At 72.0% G+C, this 18,528-nt stretch carries 13 protein-coding genes and 1 tRNA gene; 10 read left to right on the top strand and 4 right to left on the bottom strand.

What is annotated here, in order from left to right:
- Nucleotides 1–137 precede the first annotated feature (137 nt).
- Nucleotides 138–1,136, bottom strand: coding sequence for a phosphotransferase (locus EDF64_RS01050; RefSeq protein ID WP_133518252.1), 999 nt, complete (start codon nucleotides 1,134–1,136; stop codon nucleotides 138–140).
- A gap of 120 nt (nucleotides 1,137–1,256) precedes the next feature.
- On the opposite strand from EDF64_RS01050, the gene nudC reads away from it, so the two are divergent.
- On the top strand, nucleotides 1,257–2,192 hold the full coding sequence (gene nudC, locus EDF64_RS01045) for an NAD(+) diphosphatase (RefSeq protein WP_133518251.1): 936 nt from the start codon (nucleotides 1,257–1,259) through the stop codon (nucleotides 2,190–2,192).
- Nucleotides 2,189–3,991: an ATP-dependent helicase gene (locus tag EDF64_RS01040; protein ID WP_243736190.1), complete on the top strand. Its 1,803-nt coding sequence runs from the start codon at nucleotides 2,189–2,191 to the stop codon at nucleotides 3,989–3,991. The genes nudC and EDF64_RS01040 overlap by 4 nt, the downstream gene beginning before the upstream one ends.
- Here EDF64_RS01040 and EDF64_RS01035 read toward each other — a convergent pair.
- Nucleotides 3,882–4,739 carry a TOMM precursor leader peptide-binding protein gene (locus EDF64_RS01035; protein ID WP_133518250.1) on the bottom strand — a complete coding sequence of 286 codons (858 nt, stop codon included), beginning with the start codon at nucleotides 4,737–4,739 and terminating at the stop codon, nucleotides 3,882–3,884. The two genes, EDF64_RS01040 and EDF64_RS01035, sit on opposite strands and share 110 nt — an antisense overlap.
- 100 nt (nucleotides 4,740–4,839) lie before the next feature.
- Entirely contained in the window at nucleotides 4,840–6,258 is a 1,419-nt protein-coding gene (locus EDF64_RS01030; RefSeq protein WP_133518249.1) for a zinc-dependent metalloprotease, read from the bottom strand.
- A gap of 105 nt (nucleotides 6,259–6,363) precedes the next feature.
- Here EDF64_RS01030 and EDF64_RS01025 point away from each other — a divergent pair, with 105 nt between their 5' ends.
- The 4 genes from EDF64_RS01025 to EDF64_RS01010 all read left to right on the top strand — a co-directional run bounded on the left by EDF64_RS01025 (nucleotide 6,364) and on the right by EDF64_RS01010 (nucleotide 11,865).
- Complete coding sequence (locus tag EDF64_RS01025; RefSeq protein ID WP_133518248.1) at nucleotides 6,364–7,473, top strand: YlbL family protein; 1,110 nt, start codon at nucleotides 6,364–6,366, stop codon at nucleotides 7,471–7,473.
- Nucleotides 7,474–7,727: 254 nt separating this feature from the next.
- A complete protein-coding gene (locus EDF64_RS01020; RefSeq protein ID WP_208108795.1) occupies nucleotides 7,728–10,727 on the top strand; it encodes a UPF0182 family membrane protein in 3,000 nt (999 codons plus the stop codon).
- Nucleotides 10,728–10,791: 64 nt separating this feature from the next.
- Nucleotides 10,792–10,868: transfer RNA gene (locus EDF64_RS01015), tRNA-Met, on the top strand.
- Nucleotides 10,869–11,019: 151 nt separating this feature from the next.
- On the top strand, nucleotides 11,020–11,865 hold the full coding sequence (locus tag EDF64_RS01010; RefSeq protein WP_133518247.1) for a carbon-nitrogen hydrolase family protein: 846 nt from the start codon (nucleotides 11,020–11,022) through the stop codon (nucleotides 11,863–11,865).
- Nucleotides 11,866–11,967: 102 nt separating this feature from the next.
- Here EDF64_RS01010 and EDF64_RS01005 read toward each other — a convergent pair whose 3' ends face one another.
- Nucleotides 11,968–13,170 (bottom strand): aminotransferase class I/II-fold pyridoxal phosphate-dependent enzyme, encoded by a 1,203-nt coding sequence (locus tag EDF64_RS01005; RefSeq protein WP_133518246.1) that lies wholly within the window; start codon nucleotides 13,168–13,170, stop codon nucleotides 11,968–11,970.
- 178 nt (nucleotides 13,171–13,348) lie between these two features.
- On the opposite strand from EDF64_RS01005, the gene EDF64_RS18580 reads away from it, so the two are divergent.
- The 4 genes from EDF64_RS18580 to EDF64_RS00985 all read left to right on the top strand — a co-directional run bounded on the left by EDF64_RS18580 (nucleotide 13,349) and on the right by EDF64_RS00985 (nucleotide 18,522).
- A complete protein-coding gene (locus EDF64_RS18580; protein WP_133518245.1) occupies nucleotides 13,349–15,499 on the top strand; it encodes a S1C family serine protease in 2,151 nt (716 codons plus the stop codon).
- 246 nt (nucleotides 15,500–15,745) lie between these two features.
- The gene (locus tag EDF64_RS00995; RefSeq protein ID WP_133518244.1) at nucleotides 15,746–16,789 is read left to right on the top strand and encodes a glycosyltransferase family 2 protein; all 1,044 of its coding nucleotides are present in this window, start codon (nucleotides 15,746–15,748) and stop codon (nucleotides 16,787–16,789) included.
- 9 nt (nucleotides 16,790–16,798) lie between these two features.
- Nucleotides 16,799–17,617 carry a CDP-alcohol phosphatidyltransferase family protein gene (locus EDF64_RS00990; protein WP_133518243.1) on the top strand — a complete coding sequence of 273 codons (819 nt, stop codon included), beginning with the start codon at nucleotides 16,799–16,801 and terminating at the stop codon, nucleotides 17,615–17,617.
- Nucleotides 17,614–18,522: a glycosyltransferase family 2 protein gene (locus tag EDF64_RS00985; protein ID WP_133518242.1), complete on the top strand. Its 909-nt coding sequence runs from the start codon at nucleotides 17,614–17,616 to the stop codon at nucleotides 18,520–18,522. The genes EDF64_RS00990 and EDF64_RS00985 overlap by 4 nt, the downstream gene beginning before the upstream one ends.
- The last annotated feature ends 6 nt before the right edge of the window (nucleotides 18,523–18,528 follow it).

Raw genomic sequence — 18,528 nt, 5'->3', positions numbered from 1 at the left:
ACGCGATCGGCTGACCGCGCGGACGCGACGCGACCAGCAGCGGGCCCGGAGGCGCGTGGCGGGCCCGCACCGCGCCTCCAGGCCGGCAGACGGGCGCGTCTCGATCACCCGACGGTCACGTCGGGCGGGTGGTCCGGTCAGCCGTGCCGACGCTCGGTCGACGAGAGCAGCTGCTCGACCTCGCCGATCTCCATCGTCTCCGGCGAGACGGACTGCAGCGGGGCCGCGCTCGGCGCGTGCACCGCGTCCACCAGGCGGTGCATCATCGCGACCGCGTCGTCGACGACCTCGGTGCTCTTCGCCTGGACGCCGTGCAGCAGCCACTGCGCGGTCTCGAGCTCGTGGTGCACCCGCGCACGCTGCGCGAGCTGCCGGTCACGGCCGCCGCCGTTCGCCTCGTAGGCGCTGAGGACGGTGTCGAACGCGTCCTTCCGGCCGGCGAGCACCCAGGCGAGGTCCTTCGCTGGGTCGCCGAGTCGCAGCTCGCCCCAGTCGATGACCGCCGACACGGCGTCGCCGTCGACCAGGATCGTCTCGGTGCCGAGCGAACCGTGCACGACGGTCGGCGTGAACTGCCAGAGCTGCTGGTCGCGGGCGGCACCCTCCCACCGCTCCTTGAGCGCGGCCGGGACGAGCTTCGTGGCGACTGCGCGGTCCATCACGGAGACGGCGGAGCGCAGCACCTCGAACGGCGTGAGCGACGGCAGACCGGCGTCGGTGACGAAGCTCGTCGGCAGCTGGTGGATCGCGGCGACCGCGCGGCCGACGCTCGTGGCGAGCTCCGGACGCTCGACGAGCGCGCCCAGGGTCGGGTGCGAGCCCGGCAGGTACGTGGTGACGATGGCGCGGGTCGATCCGATCGGCGCCTGACCGCGGTACTCGGCCACACCGAACGGGAGGCGCGTGCGGATCCCGGCGCTCAGCGCGCGGATCGCGACGAGGTCGGCCGACTGCCGGGCCTCGGCCCGCTGGTTGCGTGGTCGGCGGATCGCCGTCCAGGCGCCGTCGGCGTCGCGGAGGACGGCCGATTCGTAGTCCCCGGACGCCGCCGAGCCGAGCGTGCGCGTGCCCGTGACGACGAGGCCGGGGACGGCCGTGGTCGCCAACGCGGCTAGAGTGAACTGGGATCCCGCCATGCACCTCAGGGTAGGTCCGCAGCCCGCGGTCGAGCGTGCGCCACGCTGGCCCGGTGTCGGCCGGAGCGGGCGGTGTCCCGCACTCGCCCCACCCGAATCCGACCCGAGGAGCCCCCTGCCGTGACCGTCGAGTTCGCCAGCCGGCTGCCCCTCTCCCGAAACGAACTCGACCGCGACGCCGAGTTCCGCACGACCGCCGACCTCGACCGGGTGCTGCGGGACGACCCCGCGACGCGCTTCCTGCCCGTGCACGGTTCGGAGATGCTCCGGAACGCCGACGGCACGCTGCGCTTCGTCACCGCCGCCGAGGTACCCGTCGGCACCGTGACGCTGTACCTCGGCCGCGCGGTGTCCGACGCCCCGGACGCACCCGCCGGAACACGGTTCGTCGCCGCCTTCGTCGACGCTGCCACCGCGGCGGCGATCGAGCCGGACGACGACGCGTGGGAGAGCCTGCGGATGTTCGGCACCGAGCTGTCCCCGCGCGACCAGGGGCTGGCGGTCGAGGCGGTCGCGATGGCGAACTGGCACGCCGTGCACGGGTTCTCGCCCCGCACCGGCTCGCCCACCGACGTCGTCACCGGCGGCTGGGTCCGCCGCGACCCCGAGGGCCACGAGCACTTCCCGCGCACGGACGCGGCGATCATCGTCGGCGTGACCGACGCCGACGACCGCATCCTGCTCGGCTCGAACGCCGCGTGGGACGCCAACCGGTACTCGCTGCTGGCGGGCTTCGTCGAGCCGGGGGAGTCCCTCGAGGACGCCGTCCGGCGCGAGGTCTGGGAGGAGTCCGGCGTCCACGTGGAGGAGCCCGAGTACCTGGGGTCGCAGCCGTGGCCGTTCCCGGCGTCGCTCATGGTCGGGTTCCGGGCCCGGGCGGTCGACGGTGACCCGACGACGGCGCGACCCGACGGCGTGGAGATCCTCGACGTCCGCTGGTTCTCCCGACAGGACATCCGTGAGCGCGCCGGGGACACCCTGCTGCTGCCGGGCCGGACCTCGATCGCCCGCGCCATCATCGAGGAGTGGTACGGCGGGCCGCTGGACCTGCCGTGATCGACCCCGCGAGCGGCGGCGCTGCCCGCGGTGCCGGTGGCAGCGCTCCCCGCGGTCCCGGTGGCGGCGCTCCCGGTGACGTCCGCCCGCCGTCGCCGGACGAGCTCCTCGCCGCCCTCGACGCCGAGCAGCAGACCGTCGCGCGCACCCTGCTCGGCCCCGTCGCGGTGCTCGCCGGTGCCGGCACGGGCAAGACCCGCGCGATCACCCACCGGATCGCGTACGGCGTCGCGACCGGCACCTACGCCCCGAACCACGTCCTCGCCCTCACCTTCACGACCCGCGCCGCCGGCGAACTGCGATCGCGACTCCGCACGCTCGGGGCCGGCACCGTGCAGGCGCGCACCTTCCACGCCGCGGCGATGGCGCAGCTCAGCTACTTCTGGCCGGACACCGTCGGCGGCCACGCCCCGCGGATCGTCGAGTCGAAGGGCCGGATGATCGCGCACGCGGCGGACACCGTCGGCCTGCAGGTGGACACCCCGGTGCTGCGCGACCTGGCCGGCGAGGTCGAGTGGCGCAAGGTGCAGATGCTCTCCTACGACGAGTACGAGGCCGCGGCTGCCGAACGGGTGATGCCGCGGGACACCCCGCCGCGCCGCGTGCTCGACCTCATGCGGGCGTACGAGCAGCTCAAGGACGACCGACGGCAGCTCGACTTCGAGGACGTCCTCCTCGCCACGCTCGGCATGGTCGAGTCGGAGCCCCGCGTGGCCTCGTACGTCCGGCAGCAGTACCGGTTCTTCGTGGTCGACGAGTACCAGGACGTCTCGCCCGTCCAGCACGACCTGCTCCGGGCATGGCTCGGCGGCCGCGACGACCTCTGCGTGGTCGGCGACGCCAGCCAGACGATCTACTCGTTCGCCGGGGCGTCGAGCCGGTACCTGCTCGGGTTCGGGTCGGAGTTCCCGCGCGGGTCCGTGGTGCGGCTCGAGCGGAACTACCGGTCGACACCGGAGGTCGTGCACGCCGCGAACGCGCTCATGCGTGGGCAGCCCGGGGCGCTCGACCTCGTCGCGCAGCACCCCGAGCACGGCCCGGAGCCCGTCGTGATCGCCTGCGCGCACGACGGCGAGGAAGCCCAGACGGTCGCCCGGCGGATCGCGGAGCTCGTCGGCGGTGGTGCGGCGTACGGCGAGTGCGCCGTGCTCTACCGGCTCGGAGCCCAGTCGGCGGCGATCGAGTCGGCGCTCGGTCGCGCGGGCATCCCGTACCGCGTGCAGGGCGGCACCCGGTTCTTCGACCGACCCGAGGTGAAGCTGGCGGTGCACCACATGCGCGGCGAGGCCGTCCGGCAGACCGACGACGAACTCACCCGCCGGGTCGGTCTCGTGCTGCAGGTCAGCGGGTGGACCCCGACTCCGCCCGAGGGCACCGGAGCGGTCCGGGAGCAGTGGGAGGCCCTGCAGGCGATCATGGGTCTCGCCGAGGACGCCCCCGCCGGCACGACCATGCAGCAGTTCACCCAGGACCTCGTCGACCGCGCGGCGACGCACCACGAGCCCGAGCTCGACGCCGTCACGCTCGCCACCCTGCACTCGTCGAAGGGCCTGGAGTGGCCGCACGTCGTGGTGGCCGGGGCTGCCGAGGGGCTGCTCCCGATCTCGTACGCGACGACCGACACCGAGGTCGACGAGGAACGCCGCCTGTTCTACGTCGGGCTGACCCGTGCCCGCCGTTCCGTGACGATCACGTGGTCGCGACTGGGTTCCACGCGTGGGGGCGCTCGGGCGGCGAGTCGGTTCCTGGCAGCGCTCGGCACGCACACCGCGGATGGGTCGACACCGGCTGCAGGCTGACCGACAGGTCATCGCGCGCGAACACCAGCTGTTCGGCCCGCGGTCGCTGCGTCGTGCGGGGGAGCCGCTCGACGAGCTGGCGGGTGGCCGCCGCGGCGATCGCCGCGATCCGGTACGGCGAGAGCGGTGCCGCCGGTCGACCCCACACCTGCGCCGCGATCGCGGGCCACGCCGGGTCGTCGTCCGCGCGCGCGTACTCGACGCACTGCAGGCACGGGCCGGCGCCGGGCACGACGAACGGCCCGACCCGGACCCGGCCGTCCCCGACGACGACGGACAGGTGCGGCACGCCCCGCCGGGTCCACGCCGCGCGGAGGGCCGGGTCCACGACGTGGTCGGCGACGACGACCGCCAGCCGCGGCTCCTGCTCGGGCAGGACCACCGGGCCGCCGTGCGGAGCCCGGGTACGGGCGACCGTCACGCCCTCGCCCGACAGGAGCTCCGCCACCGCGTCCGCCAGCGCGCCGGCACCGTGCACCTCGACGCGGGCGAGTGGCTCCGGCAGTACGTCGACGACCGCGGGGGACGCGGCACCCAGGACGTGTGCGGCGACCTCCGGCGGGCACCCCGTCGTCGCGGCCACACCGGACAGCGCGTCACGACCGGTCTCACGGCGCAGTGCGCTGAGGAACCGTTCCTCGCCCGTCGACGGCACGGGCACCACGGCGCGCGGCGGATCGACCCCGAGCTGCACGGTGGCCGGGTCGCGCCAGACGAACTCGAGCGTCGGATCGATGCGGATGCCCATGCCCCCACGCTGGCGGACGGCGGTGCCGCGTGGGGGAGTCGGCGTCGATCTGTGGAGAAGTCGACGGAGCGGTGGACGAACGGAGTGGTGGACGAACCGCCTAGCGGGACGGTGCGTCGTCGCCCGTGCCGGGTACGTCCCCCGTGCCGGGCCCGTCGCCCTCGTCGACGTGGCCGCTCTCGTCCTCGCGCGGACGGTCGCCGGTCGTGTCGTTGAGCAGGTCCTCGAGCGCCTTGTCGAACTCGTCGTCCTCCGCGGAGCGCCCGGGGTTCCGCAGCCGGAGCACGAAGGCCTCGGGTGCGTCGATGTCCTCGGAGGTCGGGACGGCGTCGAAGTGCGACCACAGCGCGTCACGCTGCTCGGTGCCGAGCTCGTCGGTGAGGTGCTGCCACATCGCCGCGGCCTCGCGCAGGCGACGAGGACGCAGTTCGAGGCCGACGAGCGTGGCGAACGCGGACTCGGCCGGGCCACCCGCCGCACGACGGCGGCGGACCATCTCGGCGATCGCACCGGACTTCGGCAGCCGCGCGGTCGCCGCGGCGGTCACGGTGTCGACCCAGCCCTCGACGAGCGCGAGCATCGTCTCGAGTCGGGCGAGCGCAGATTCCTGCTCCTCGGTGCGCGGCGGGATGAGCGCACCGGAGGCCAGGGCGTCGCGGAGCTGCTCCTGGTTCGTGGGGTCGATCTCGGACGCGAGTTCCTCGACCCGGTCGAACGGGATGTGGATGCCCCGCGCGTAGTCGGTGATCGACGAGATGATGTGGAGCCGGAGCCAGCGCGCGGAGCGGAAGAGCCGTGCGTGCGCGAGTTCGCGGACCGCCAGGTAGATGCGGACCTCGTCCTCGGGGACGTCGAGGCCCTCGGCGAACTCCGCCACGTTCTGCGGCAGGAGCGCGGCGACCTGCTCGTCGAGGAGCGGCACGCCGACGTCGCCGCCGGACACCACTTCCTTCGAGAGCTGCCCGACGACCTGGCCGAGCTGGATCGCGAAGAGCGCGCCACCGACGCCGCGCATCGCCTTCGACACGTCGCCGAGCATCGCCTTCAGCTGCTCCGGGGCGCGCTGCTCGATCGCCTCGGTCAGGGCGTTGGCGATGCTCAGGGCCACCGGCTCGGCGATCTGCGCCCAGACCGGGGTGGTCGCCTTCGCCCACTGCTCGCGGGTGTACAGGCTCGGGGTCGCGGTGAGCTCGGCGACCGTGGTCGCCTCGTCCAGCCAGAGGGCGGCGACCTGGAACGCCTGGTCGGAGGCCTGGGACGTGGCGGGGTCGACGGGGTGCCCGCCGTCCCGCGCGATGGCCGTGGCGCGCTCGGCGGCCACGGAGAAGTCGATGCCGTCCCCGCCGGACTGCGCGGCACGCTGCAGCTGGCTCATGAGGTTCGCCACGAAGGCCGGGTCGTTCGGCAGGCCGGCGGCACCGGCGAGCTGCGACGGGTCGATCTGGCCCTCGCCGGACAGGAGCTTCCGGAGCATCTCCTGGAAGTCGTCGTCCGGCCCCGGCTGCGGTTCATCAGGCATGACGACTACGCTAATCGCTGCTCACGGGGCCGCACCTGGGACGCCCCCGTGGGAACGCCCGAACTGCTGCGCCGAGGGCGAACACCCCGCCCTGGAAGGACGTCCGTGACCCTCTTCGCCGCCGAGCCCCGCCGTCGTTCGCGCACCAGGACGGTCGGGTGGGCGTTCGTGATCGGCGCCGTGATCCTGGGGTTGCTCGCGAGCATCCTGCCGAGCCCGTACCTCATCGAGGTGCCCGGGCCCGTGTACAACACCATCGGCACGCAGAAGCAGGGCACCGGCAAGGACGCGAAGGACGTCCAGCTCATCCAGGTGAGCGGACACCCGACCTACCCCACGGCCGGCGCCCTCGACATGCTCACCGTCGGGATCCAGGGCGACGCCACGAACCGGCCGTCCTGGACGAGCGTGATCGGCGCCCTGTTCAGCCGCTCGCGCGCGGTGATCCCGGCCGAGGCGATCTACCCCACCGGCACGACGACCGACCAGGTGAACCAGCAGGACGCCGCCGACATGCAGCAGTCGCAGCAGTCCGCCGTCGCCGCGGCGCTCATCCAGCAGGGCTACGAGCTGCCGACCGACCTCGAGGTCGGCACCGTCCAGAAGGGCTCGGCGGCCGACGGGGTCATCGAGGAGGGCGACGTCATCCGGTCGTTCGACGGCACCTCCCTCACCACCAACGCCGACGCGACGACCCTGCGCGAACTCGTCGCGAAGCACGGCACCTCCGGCCCGGCCACCGTCGTCGTCGAGCGCGACGGCTCCGAGAAGACGGTCGAGCTCACGCCGCGCAGCGAGCAGGGCACCGCGCTCATCGGCGTCGGCGTGACCGAGCAGTACGACTTCCCCTTCAAGGTCTCCATCAAGCTGCAGGACGTCGGCGGGCCTTCCGCAGGCATGATGTTCGCGCTCGGGATCATCGACGAGATCACCCCCGGCAAGCTCAACGGCGGCAAGCACGTCGCGGGCACCGGCACGATCAGCGCCGACGGCGAGGTCGGGGCGATCGGCGGTATCCGGCAGAAGCTCTACGGCGCGAAGGACGCCGGCGCGACCGTGTTCCTCGCCCCCGCCGACAACTGCGACGAGGTCGTCGGCCACGTGCCCGACGGACTCGACGTCTACAAGGTCGCGACGCTCGACCAGGCGGTCACCGACCTGCAGACCATCGCCTCCGGGAAGAGCACCGCGAAACTGGCACGCTGCACGTCGTAGGGCCGGCCACGCGGTCCACGCGACGTCCGCGGACGTCGCGATCCGTTCCTCCAGGCCTCCTGTCTGGAGGCGCGGATCACGTTCCTGAGTCGCCGTACAGTTTCAGACGAGGTCGGGCCACATAAGATCGATGCACTGACGGCCCGCCGCGCCGGGCCCGCCGGTTCGACACGTCTGGAGCACATCAAGTGACGACAACCTCGTCCACCTCGGGTCCTTCTCCTTCCGGGCGGCGATCGCCGCGGGTCCCGATCGTGGTCACGATCATCGTGCTGGCCGCACTGGTGATCGCCTTCTTCATCTTCGCGAGCCTGTACACCGACTACGCGTGGTTCGCGCAGCTCGGGTTCCAGCAGGTCCTGACCACGCGGTGGATCGCCGGGACGCTGATGTTCCTGGCCGGGTTCCTCGGGATGGCGGTGCCGGTCTACGCGAGCATCGCGATCGCGTTCCGGTTCCGGCCGGTCTACGCGAAGCTCAACTCGCAGCTGGACCGCTACCAGCAGGTCATCGAGCCGCTGCGCCGTGCCGTGATGATCGGCATCCCGGTCGTGCTCGGCATCTTCGCCGGGCTGTCGACCGCCGGGCGCTGGAGCATGGTGCTCGAGTACTTCAACCGGACGCCGTTCGGCAAGACGGACCCGCAGTTCGGGCTCGACATCGGCTTCTACGTGTTCGAGCTGCCGTTCTGGCGCTCGATCGTGGCGTACTCCTCCGCCGTCGTGCTCATCGCGGGGCTCGCCGCGCTCGCCGCCTGCTACCTCTACGGCGCGATGCGCTTCGGCGGGCGTGAGGTCCGCATCTCCAAGGCCGCTCGTGTCCAGCTCGCGATCACCGCGGCGGTCTACATCGCGCTGCAGGCCGTCAGCCTCTGGCTCGACCAGTACGCCGCGCTGACGAAGTCGAACTCGCTCATCACCGGTGCGCAGTACACCGAGGTGAACGCGGTCATCCCGGGCCGCGAGATCATGGCCGGCATCGCGGCGATCGTCGCGATCCTCTTCATCGTCACCGCGGTCATCGGCCGCTGGCGCATCTCGATCGTCGGCACCGGGCTGCTGCTCGTCGCGGCGATCGTCATCGGCGGCATCTACCCGTGGATCGTCCAGCGCCTGCAGGTGAAGCCGTCCGAGCGCACCTTCGAGTCCGCGTACATCGAGCGGAACATCAAGGCGACCCGCGACGCGTACGGGGTCTCCGGCGTGCAGGAGCAGAACTACGACGCCACGACCGAGGCGAGCTCCGGCGCCCTCGCGCAGGACGCCCAGACGACGGCGAACATCCGCCTCATCGACCCGAAGATCGTGTCCGACACGTTCAGCCAGCTGCAGCAGTACCGGCAGTACTACCAGTTCCCGGACGAGCTCGACGTCGACCGCTACGACGTCAAGGGCGAGACCGAGGACACCGTGATCGCGGTCCGCGACATCGACCTCGACGGCCTCAGCTCGCAGGCGAACACGCCGTACAACCGTGCGTTCGTGTACACCCACGGCTACGGCGTCACGGCGGCGTTCGGCAACCAGCGCGCGAGCGACGGCAAGCCGGTGTTCCTCGAGTCGGGCATCCCCTCGAACGGCGCACTCGGTGACTTCCAGCAGCGCGTGTACTTCGGCGAGACCTCGCCGGCGTACTCGATCGTCGGTGCACCGAAGGGCTCGAAGAACGTCGAACTCGACTACCCGTCCGGCTCCGACGACGACAACGGCGGCAACGCCACGACGACGTACGCCGGCAACGGTGGGCCCAGCCTCGGCAACTTCTTCAACCGCCTCGTCTACGCGGCGAAGTTCCAGTCGGAACAGATCCTGCTGTCGGACGCGGTGAACAAGGACTCGCAGATCCTCTACGACCGCGACCCGATCTCGCGCGTGCAGAAGGTCGCCCCGTACCTGACGCTCGACAGCGACGCGTACCCGGCGATCGTCGACCACCGCATCCAGTGGGTCGTCGACGGCTACACGACCAGTGACGCGTACCCGTACTCGCAGAGTCAGAGCCTGTCGGACAGCATCGCCGGTGCCGAGAGCTCGGCGTACCGCACCGACCAGGTCAACTACATCCGGAACTCGGTGAAGGCCACGGTCGACGCGTACAGCGGCAAGGTGACCCTCTACTCGTGGGACACCAAGGACCCGGTGCTGAAGACCTGGCAGAAGATCTTCCCGACCGCGGTGAAGCCGGTCTCGGACATGAGCGCGCAGCTGCTCGACCACGTCCGCTACCCGACCGACCTGTTCAAGGTGCAGCGCTCGATCCTCGGCACGTACCACGTGACGAACGCGAACTCGTTCTACTCGGGCGACGACGCGTGGAACACGCCGCAGGAACCCACCTCGGGGACGAACGACACGTCGGACACCGCGAACACGTCGACCACGACGAACCAGGGGACGAACGCGCTCGGCACGACCACGACGCCACGGGCGAACCTGCAGGACCCGTACTACCTGACGATGAAGGTGCCGGGGCAGGGGACCGCGTACACGCTGTACACGACCTACATCCCGCAGCAGTCGGCGGGCGCCAACAACCGCAACGTGCTGACCGGCTACCTGGCGGTCGACTCCGACGCGGGAGGCGCCGGCAAGGGCAAGAAGGGGTCCGGCTACGGCAAGCTCACGCTGTTGACGATGCCGAAGACGGACAACATCCCGGGCCCGGCGCAGGTGCAGAACCTGTTCAACTCGGACACCACGGTGTCGCAGGAGCTGAACATCCTGAAGCGGGGCAACTCGACCGTGAAGCAGGGCAACCTGCTGACGCTCCCGGTCGGTGGCGGGTTCCTCTACGTCCAGCCGGTGTACGTCCAGTCGACGTCGAGCGGCTCGTACCCGCTGCTGCAGAAGGTCCTCGTGGCCTTCGGCGACAAGATCGCGTTCGAGGACACCCTCGACGAGGCGCTCAACAGCCTGTTCGGCGGTGACTCCGGCGCTGCCGCGGGTGACCAGGGTGCCGCGGGCGGGTCGGACTCCGGCTCGGGCTCGTCCGGTTCCGGGTCGTCCGACTCGGGCTCCTCGGACTCGGGTTCGTCGGACTCCGGTTCGACCGGCGGCTCCACGGGTGGCTCGACCGGCGGTTCGGCCGGCACCGTCGACAACGAGGCGCTGCAGAAGGCCCTCAACGACGCCAAGCAGGCGCTGCAGGACCGTCAGGACGCCTACGCGGACAACGACCTGGTCGCCGCTGCCGAGGCCGACCAGCGCCTGCAGGAAGCGATCCAGGCGGCCACCGAGGCCGAGGGCGGGAACTAGACACACCGTGGCGGGGCACTCGATTTGTGCCCCGCCACGGCCCCGTGTAGGCTTATCAACGTGCCGCGGGGTGGAGCAGTTCGGTAGCTCGCTGGGCTCATAACCCAGAGGTCGTAGGTTCAAATCCTGCCCCCGCAACCAAGCGTCACGAAGAAGAAGGCCCCGGTCCACTCGGACCGGGGCCTTCTTCGTCTGCCGGCGCGGCGCGGCGCGCCCGTGGTCCCCGTGCCCGTCCGCGGTTCGTGCCCGCCGCACGCGAGACTCCGGCGCGGGCCGCCAGTACGCTCGGCGCATGGGCACCCTCACGATCGCGGCGGCGCAGTTCGCACCCGTGGACGACCCGGACGCCAACCTCGAGACCGTCCGCGCGGCAGCGGTCGACGCAGCCGCACGGGGCGCCGGGCTCCTCGTCACGCCCGAGTACACGTCCTACTTCACCGCCGACATCGACGACCGGTTCGTGGCCGCAGCGCAGCCGCTCGACGGCCCGTTCGTCACCGGCCTGCGGGAGATCGCCCGGACCACCGGCATCGCGCTCGTCGTCGGCGTCGCCGAGACGGCCGAGGTGCCCGGCCGCTTCCGGAACACCCTCGTCGCGGTCCTGCCCGACGGGTCGATCGCCGCCGCGTACCGGAAGGTGCACCTGTACGACGCGTTCGGCTCCCGGGAGTCCGACCGCATCGAGTCCGGCGACCCCGCGCAGCTGCCGGTGTTCGACCTCGACGGCGTCCGGGTCGGCCTGGAGACCTGCTACGACCTGCGCTTCCCCGAGGTCACCCGCCGCCTCGCCGCGACCGAGCACGGAGCCGCCGACGTCGTCGTCCTGCCCGCCGAGTGGGTCCGTGGCCCCGGCAAGGAGCACCACTGGCGCACCCTCCTCACCGCGCGCGCGATCGAGAACACCGTCTGGGTCGTGGGCGTCGGCCAGACACCGCCCGTCGGCATCGGCGGCTCGGTGGTGCTCGACCCCTCCGGCGTCGCCGTCGCGGCGGCCGGTGCGGTTCCCGGCACGCTCGTCGCGACCGTCGACACGGCCGTCACCGACGCGGTCCGGCAGACGAACCCCTCGCTGTCGCTGCGTCGCTACGACGTGGTGTTGCGCGAGCAGCCTGGAGGCGCGGCGCAGCTCCCCGGGTGACCTCGCGGCGTCGACGCGGGCACCCTCACGACACCCGATTGCACCAGGTTCGCGTGCCGGGGCGGGACCGGCGGGGCGGAGGTGGGTCGTGCCTCCAGGCCGTCAGGTGCGGTCGGCGAGACCCGCGAGGCGGGCGACGGCGTCCTCGAGCACGCTGCGTCGCTTGCAGAACGCGAACCGGACCAGCGAGCGGTAGCCGGCGGCGTGGTCCGGGCGCACGAACGCGGAGACCGGCACGCCGACGACCCCGGCGAGCTCGGGGAGGCGCAGGCAGAGCTCGCGAGCGTCGCCGTACCCGAGGGGTGCGGCGTCGGCGAGGACGAAGTAGCCGCCGTCCGGTCGCATCACGTCGAAGCCGGCGGCGCGGAGGCCGGCTGCGAGCAGGTCGTGCTTCGCCGAGAGCTCCGCGGCGATCCCGGTGAACACCGCGTCGGGCAGCCGCAGGCCGGTGGCGACCGCCGGCTGGAAGGGGGCGCCGTTCACGAACGTGAGGTACTGCTTCACGGTCGTGACGGCGTCCACCAGGGCCGGGGGAGCCGTGAGCCAGCCGATCTTCCAGCCCGTGGTGCTGAAGGTCTTCCCAGCGCTCGAGACGGTCACGGTGCGCTCGGCAGCTCCGGGCAGGGTGGCGATCGGGACGTGGGGCACGTCGAAGGTCAGGTGCTCGTAGACCTCGTCGGTGACGATGACGGCGTCGTGGCGCTCGGCGAGTTCGACGATCGTCGCGAGCACCTCGGTGGGGAGGGCCCGGCCGGTGGGGTTGTGCGGCGTGTTCACGAGGACCGCGCGCGTCCGGTCGGTGAACGCGGCGCGGAGGGTGTCCTCGTCCGGCAGGAAGTCCGGCGCGGTCAGGGGCACCGTGACGTGGGTGGCCCCCGCGAGCCGGATCAGCGCGCCGTACGCGTCGTAGAAGGGCTCGAAGGTGATCACTTCGTCGCCCGGCTCGACGAGGGCGAGGAGCGTGGCAGCGAGGGCCTCCGTCGCGCCGGCGGTGACGAGCACCTCGCGGTCCGGGTCGACCTGCAATCCGTACCAGTGCGCCTGGTGCTCGCTGATCGCCGCGCGGAGGTCCGGGGTCCCGCGACCCGGCGGGTACTGGTTGACGCCCTGGCGGATCGCCTCGACCGCGGCGTCGAGGACCTCGACGGGGCCGTCCTCGTCCGGGAAGCCCTGCCCGAGGTTGATCGAGCCGGTCGCCGCGGCGAGGGCGCTCATCTCGGCGAAGACCGTCGGCGCCGGGACACCGTCCGCCCCGAGGAGCATCGCTCCCTCGGCTGCTCGCAACCAGGGTCCTGCCTGACGCATGTGGTTCCCTCCGGGGGTCGACGGCGACGTGACGTCCAACCTAGCGGCCGGCTCGGCTCCGCCCGGGAACCGTGCACAGGCCACGCATAAGATCGCCATAGGTCGCTCGCAGCGTCGTCAGGAGCACCGCTCAGGTGCGTCCGACAGACTGCACGAGCTTGAAAGGAGCACGTCCAGCATGACGAACACCACGCCCAACGGGCAGGGCGACGACTTCCGTCCGGACGACTCGGCCGCACAGGCCGCTGCCGAGGACGCCTCGCCGAACGATTCCCAGCACACGGACGACGCTCCGACGAGCGACGCACGAGCGGACCACACCGATGTGATCGATCCCGCTCCCGCGAACGAGACCGACGTCATCGCGGCGTCGACCGACCACCCCACGGACCGCTACACGGCGCCGTACCCGACGGTGTCGGGCACGGGCGGCCAGGGCGACGCCGGGCAGGCGCAGGGCCAGGGCCAGTACGGGGCCAGCGAGGGGCAGAGCCCGTACGGCTCCAGCCAGGGCCAGTCCGGGCAGAGCGAGTACGGCCAGACCTCGCAGTACGGTCAGTCGAGCCAGTACGGCCAGGGCCAGTCCGAGCAGCAGCCGGGTGGCTACGGGCAGCACACGAGCCCCTACGGCGGCGCGCACGCGCAGAACAGCCAGCAGCCGACGAGCCAGCAGCCGACGAGCCAGTACGGCGACCAGTCGACGAGCCAGTACGGCCAGTACGGCCAGGGTGGCCAGTACGGCCAGCAGCAGGCAGGCCACCAGCAGTACGGCCAGGGCCAGAGCGGTCAGTACGGCCAGCACCAGTACGGCCAGGCCGGTCAGTACGGCCAGCAGCAGTACGGCCAGGGCGGTCAGAACGACCAGACCGGGCAGTACGACCAGACCGGCCAGCAGCAGGCGGGCCAGTACGGCCAGGCCGGCCAGTACGGCCAGCAGCCCCGCTACGGCGAGTACGCCCAGCCGACCTCCGCCCCCGCGTCGGCGTCGGAGTACGCCAACGCCTCCGCGCAGGCCCCGGCCTCCGCCACGAGCGCGTTCGGCGACGTCGACGGCTCGAACCAGCGCAACGGCCACTACTTCGGCGCAGCAGCCGGAGCGGCGGGCACCGAGACCACGACCCGCACGAAGAACGGCCGCGGCAAGCTCGTCCTGCCGATCATCGCCGGCCTCGTCGTCGCCGGCCTCGTCGGCGGCGGCGCCGGATGGCTCGCCGGGTCCTCGAACGGCGGCGGCACGGTCGTCGGGTCCTCGTCCTCGCAGGGCGGCGGCAACCTGACGGTCAACGACTACAACAACGCCACCGTGGTCACCGCCGTGGCTGCGCAGGCGACCCCGTCCGTCGTGACGATCAACGTCTCGTCGAGCAACGAGGCCGGCACCGGCTCGGGCGTCGTGTTCAGCAAGGACGGCTACATCGTCACGAACACCCACGTGGTGACCCTCGACGGTGACAGCTCGAACGGCACGATCACGGTCACGACCTCGGACGGCAAGATCTACCCGGCGAAGCTCGTCGGCACGGACCCGACGGTCGACCTCGCGGTGATCAAGATCGACGCGAGCGACATGAAGCCGATCACCTTCGCCGACTCGTCCGACCTCAACGTCGGTGACACGGCGGTCGCGATCGGTGCGCCGCTCGGCCTGTCGAACACCGTCACCGACGGCATCGTCTCGACCCTCAGCCGCAGCATCCAGGTCACCTCGAGCGCCCCCAGCCAGGGCGGCGACTCGAACGAGGGCGGCAACGGCAGCGGCGGCCCGTTCGACTTCTGGGGCAACGGCGACAACGGCAGCAACTCCTCGTCGAACAGCACGGTGTCCCTGCCGGTCATCCAGACCGACGCGTCGATCAACCCCGGCAACTCGGGTGGTGCGCTGCTCGACTCCAAGGGCAAGCTCATCGGCATCAACGTCGCCATCGCCAGCGCGAGCAGCTCGTCCGACTCGACGAGCCAGTCCGGCAGCATCGGCGTCGGCTTCTCGATCCCGTCGAACCTGGTCAAGCGGGTCGCGAACGAGATCAAGGACGACGGTTCTGCGACGCACGGCCTCCTCGGAGCGACCGTGGGCGACGCAGCGGAGGACGCCAAGGCCACCCAGATGGGCGGGCTCATCAAGTCCGTGTCGTCCGGCGGCGCCGCGGCGAAGGCCGGCCTCAAGGCAGGCGACGTGGTCACGAAGATCGGTTCGGCGACGGTCTCCGACGCCACCGACCTGACGGCCCAGGTCCGCTACTTCGCCGGCGGTGCGAAGACGACGATCACGTACATCCGCGGCGGGGAGACCCGCGAGACGGACGTGACGCTCGGCACCTACAAGGGCTGACGCGGTCGGAGCGACCGAACGACGGACGGGAGGCGCGGTGCCAGCTGGCACCGCGCCTCCCGTCCGTCCGTGTGCTGGGTCTCGGGTCGCTGGTCGCGTCGCTCGGTCGGCCGCCGCGCGCGTCGCTCTGTCACCCGCCGCCCGCGTCGTGGGCGGGTGGCGGTCTTGATAGGCTCAGGGTCGCTCTGCGGGGCGGCACCGTCCGCGGTGCGTCCCGTGCACCCCAGCCAGGACCCCGAGGTACGCATGCAGACAGACGGACAGCCCATGCCGGGCGTCTCGTACGTGATGCCCGTCCTCAACGAGGTCTCCGAGGTCCGGGCAGCCGTCCAGAGTCTGCTCGACCAGGACTACGCCGGGCCGTTCGAGGTCATCCTCGCGCTCGGTCCGTCGATCGACGGCACGAACGAGCTCGTGGCCGAGATGAGCGCCGCCGACCCCCGGATCCGGGCGATCGACAACCCGGTCGGGTCGACGCCCGCGGGCCTCAACGTGGCGATCCGGGCGTCGGTGCACCCGATCGTGGTGCGGGTCGACGCGCACTCGGTGCTGCCCGCGGACTACACGCGGATCGCGGTGCGCGTGCTGCAGGAGTCCGGCGCGGACAACGTCGGGGGGATCATGCGCGCCGAGGGGCGCACCCCGTTCGAGCGGGCCGTCGCGCTGGCGTACGGCAGCCGCGTCGGACTGGGCGGCACCCCGCACCACGTCGGTGGCCAGGCCGGCCCCGCCGAGACCGCCTACCTGGGCGTGTTCCGCCGCGACCGCCTGTTCGCGGTCGGCCTGTTCGACGAGGGCATCAAGCGCGGTCAGGACTGGGAACTCAACCGACGGCTGCGCCAGACCGGCGGCACGGTGTGGTTCACGCCCGAGCTCGTCGTCACCTACCGGCCGCGGCCGAGCCTGAAGCGGCTCGTCCGGCAGTTCGTCGCCACCGGCCTGTGGCGCGGCGAACTCGCCCGCCGGTTCCCCGCCAACAACGGCCTGCGCTACTTCGTCCCGCCCGCCATGGTCGCGGCGATGGCGCTCGGCATCCTCGCCGGCGTCGTCGGCATCGTCGGCGCCGCCCTCGGGACCGGTGCGGCCTGGGCGCTGCTCGGCTTCGTGGTGCCGGCCGTCTACCTCGTCTTCGTCGTCCTGGGGGCCGTCGCGGTCGCCCGGCGCTCGGGGCTGCCGACGCTCCTCTGGCTGCTCGTGGTGCTGCCCTGCATCCACGTCGGCTGGGGCCTCGGCTTCATCATCGGCTTCCTGACCCGGACGTCCGACCTGACCACCCACACGGGACGGTGAACTGACCTCTTGACCGATGACACCACCGGTCGCGGCGACACCCGCCCGACCTCGATCGCCGAACAGCGCAGGATCACCCAGCCGGACGAGGTCCGCTCGCGGGCCAACGCCGAGCACTGGACCGCATCGCTCTACCTGCGCGACGTCTCGCCGTACCTGACCTGGATGCTCCTCAAGACGCGGGTGACCGCGAACCAGGTGACCGGCCTGATGATCCTGGTCGGCTGGAGCGTCGCCGCGGCACTGCTCATCCCGGGCATCTGGGGTGCGCTGCTCGCGCTCGTGCTCGGCCAGCTGCAGATGCTCGTCGACTGCAGCGACGGCGAGGTCGCCCGCTGGCGGGGGACCCGCTCGCCCGCCGGAGTGTTCCTCGACAAGGTCGGGCACTACACGACCGAGGGGCTCATCCCGATCGCGCTCGGCGTCCGCGCGGCCACGTGGCCGATCCACGGCGCCGACTGGATGTGGACGACGATCGGCTGCGCGCTGGGCCTGGTGATCGTGCTCAACAAGGCGCTCAACGACATGGTGCACGTCGCCCGCGCCAACGCCGGCCTCGACAAGCTCGTCGACCGCCGCGACGCCGGCACCGTCCCCTCCGGCCGCCGCCTGGCCACCCTGCGCCGCGCCGCCCGGTTCCTGCCCTTCCACCGTCTGTACCACTCGGTCGAGCTGACGATCCTGACGTTCGTCTTCGCCCTGCTCGCGCTCGTCATCGGGCACCCGCTGGCCGACCGGATCCTGGTCGGTGCGCTGCTGCCCCTCGCCGTCCTGGCGACGTTCGGGCACTTCGTCGCGATCATCTCGTCGAGGCGGGTCCGGGGATGAGTGCCGGAACGGTCCGACGGCACGCGATCCCGCACCGCGAACGACCCCGGGTGGCCGTCGTGAGCCTGTCACAGGGCACCCGGCCGGACGACCTGCGCCGCGGGCTGGAGAGCGTCCTCGCCCAGCAGGACGTCGAACTCGACGTGGTGTGCGTCGGCAACGGCTGGGAGCCGACCGGGCTGCCGGACGGCGTCCGCGCGCTCGCACTGCCCGAGAACGTCGGGATCCCCGCGGGACGCAACGCCGGCGCCGAGGTCGTCGACGGCGACTACGTGTTCTTCCTCGACGACGACGCCTCGGTGCCGTCGGAGACCTTCCTGCGCGACGCGATCGGCCTGTTCGAACGCGACCCGTCGCTCGGACTGGTCCAGCCGCGCGTCGTCGACCCCACCGGGGTGGCGAACCCGACCCGATGGATCCCGCGCATCCGGAAGGGCGACGCCGACCACTCGTCGTCGGTGTTCTCCGTCTGGGAGGGCGCGGTCGTCCTGCCGATGGACGTCTACCGAGCGACCGGCGGCTGGGGAGCCGAGTACTTCTACGCGCACGAGGGCATCGAGCTCGCGTGGCGGGTCTGGGACGCCGGCCGCCGCACCTGGTACGCCGGGGACCTCGTCGCGAACCACCCCGCCATCGACCCCGCCCGCCACCGGGAGTACTACCGCCTGAACGCCCGCAACCGCGTCTGGCTCGCACGGCGCAACCTGCCCGCCGTCCTGCGCCCGCTGTACGTCGGTTCGTGGGCGGCGATCCAGGTGGCACGCTGGTGGCGGCACCCGAGGCGTCTGGCCACGTGGTTCGGCGGCGTCCGCGAGGGCTGGACCACCGACTGCGGGCCCGTGCACGTCATGGGCTGGCTCACCATCGGCCGGATGACGCTCGCCGGTCGCCCGCCCGTCATCTGACCCGAC

This window comes from Curtobacterium flaccumfaciens (assembly GCF_004361695.1).
GTDB lineage: Bacteria > Actinomycetota > Actinomycetes > Actinomycetales > Microbacteriaceae > Curtobacterium > Curtobacterium flaccumfaciens_B.
Note: the sequence above shows the minus strand (reverse complement) of the source record. Positions and strands in the feature narration are given on the sequence as shown.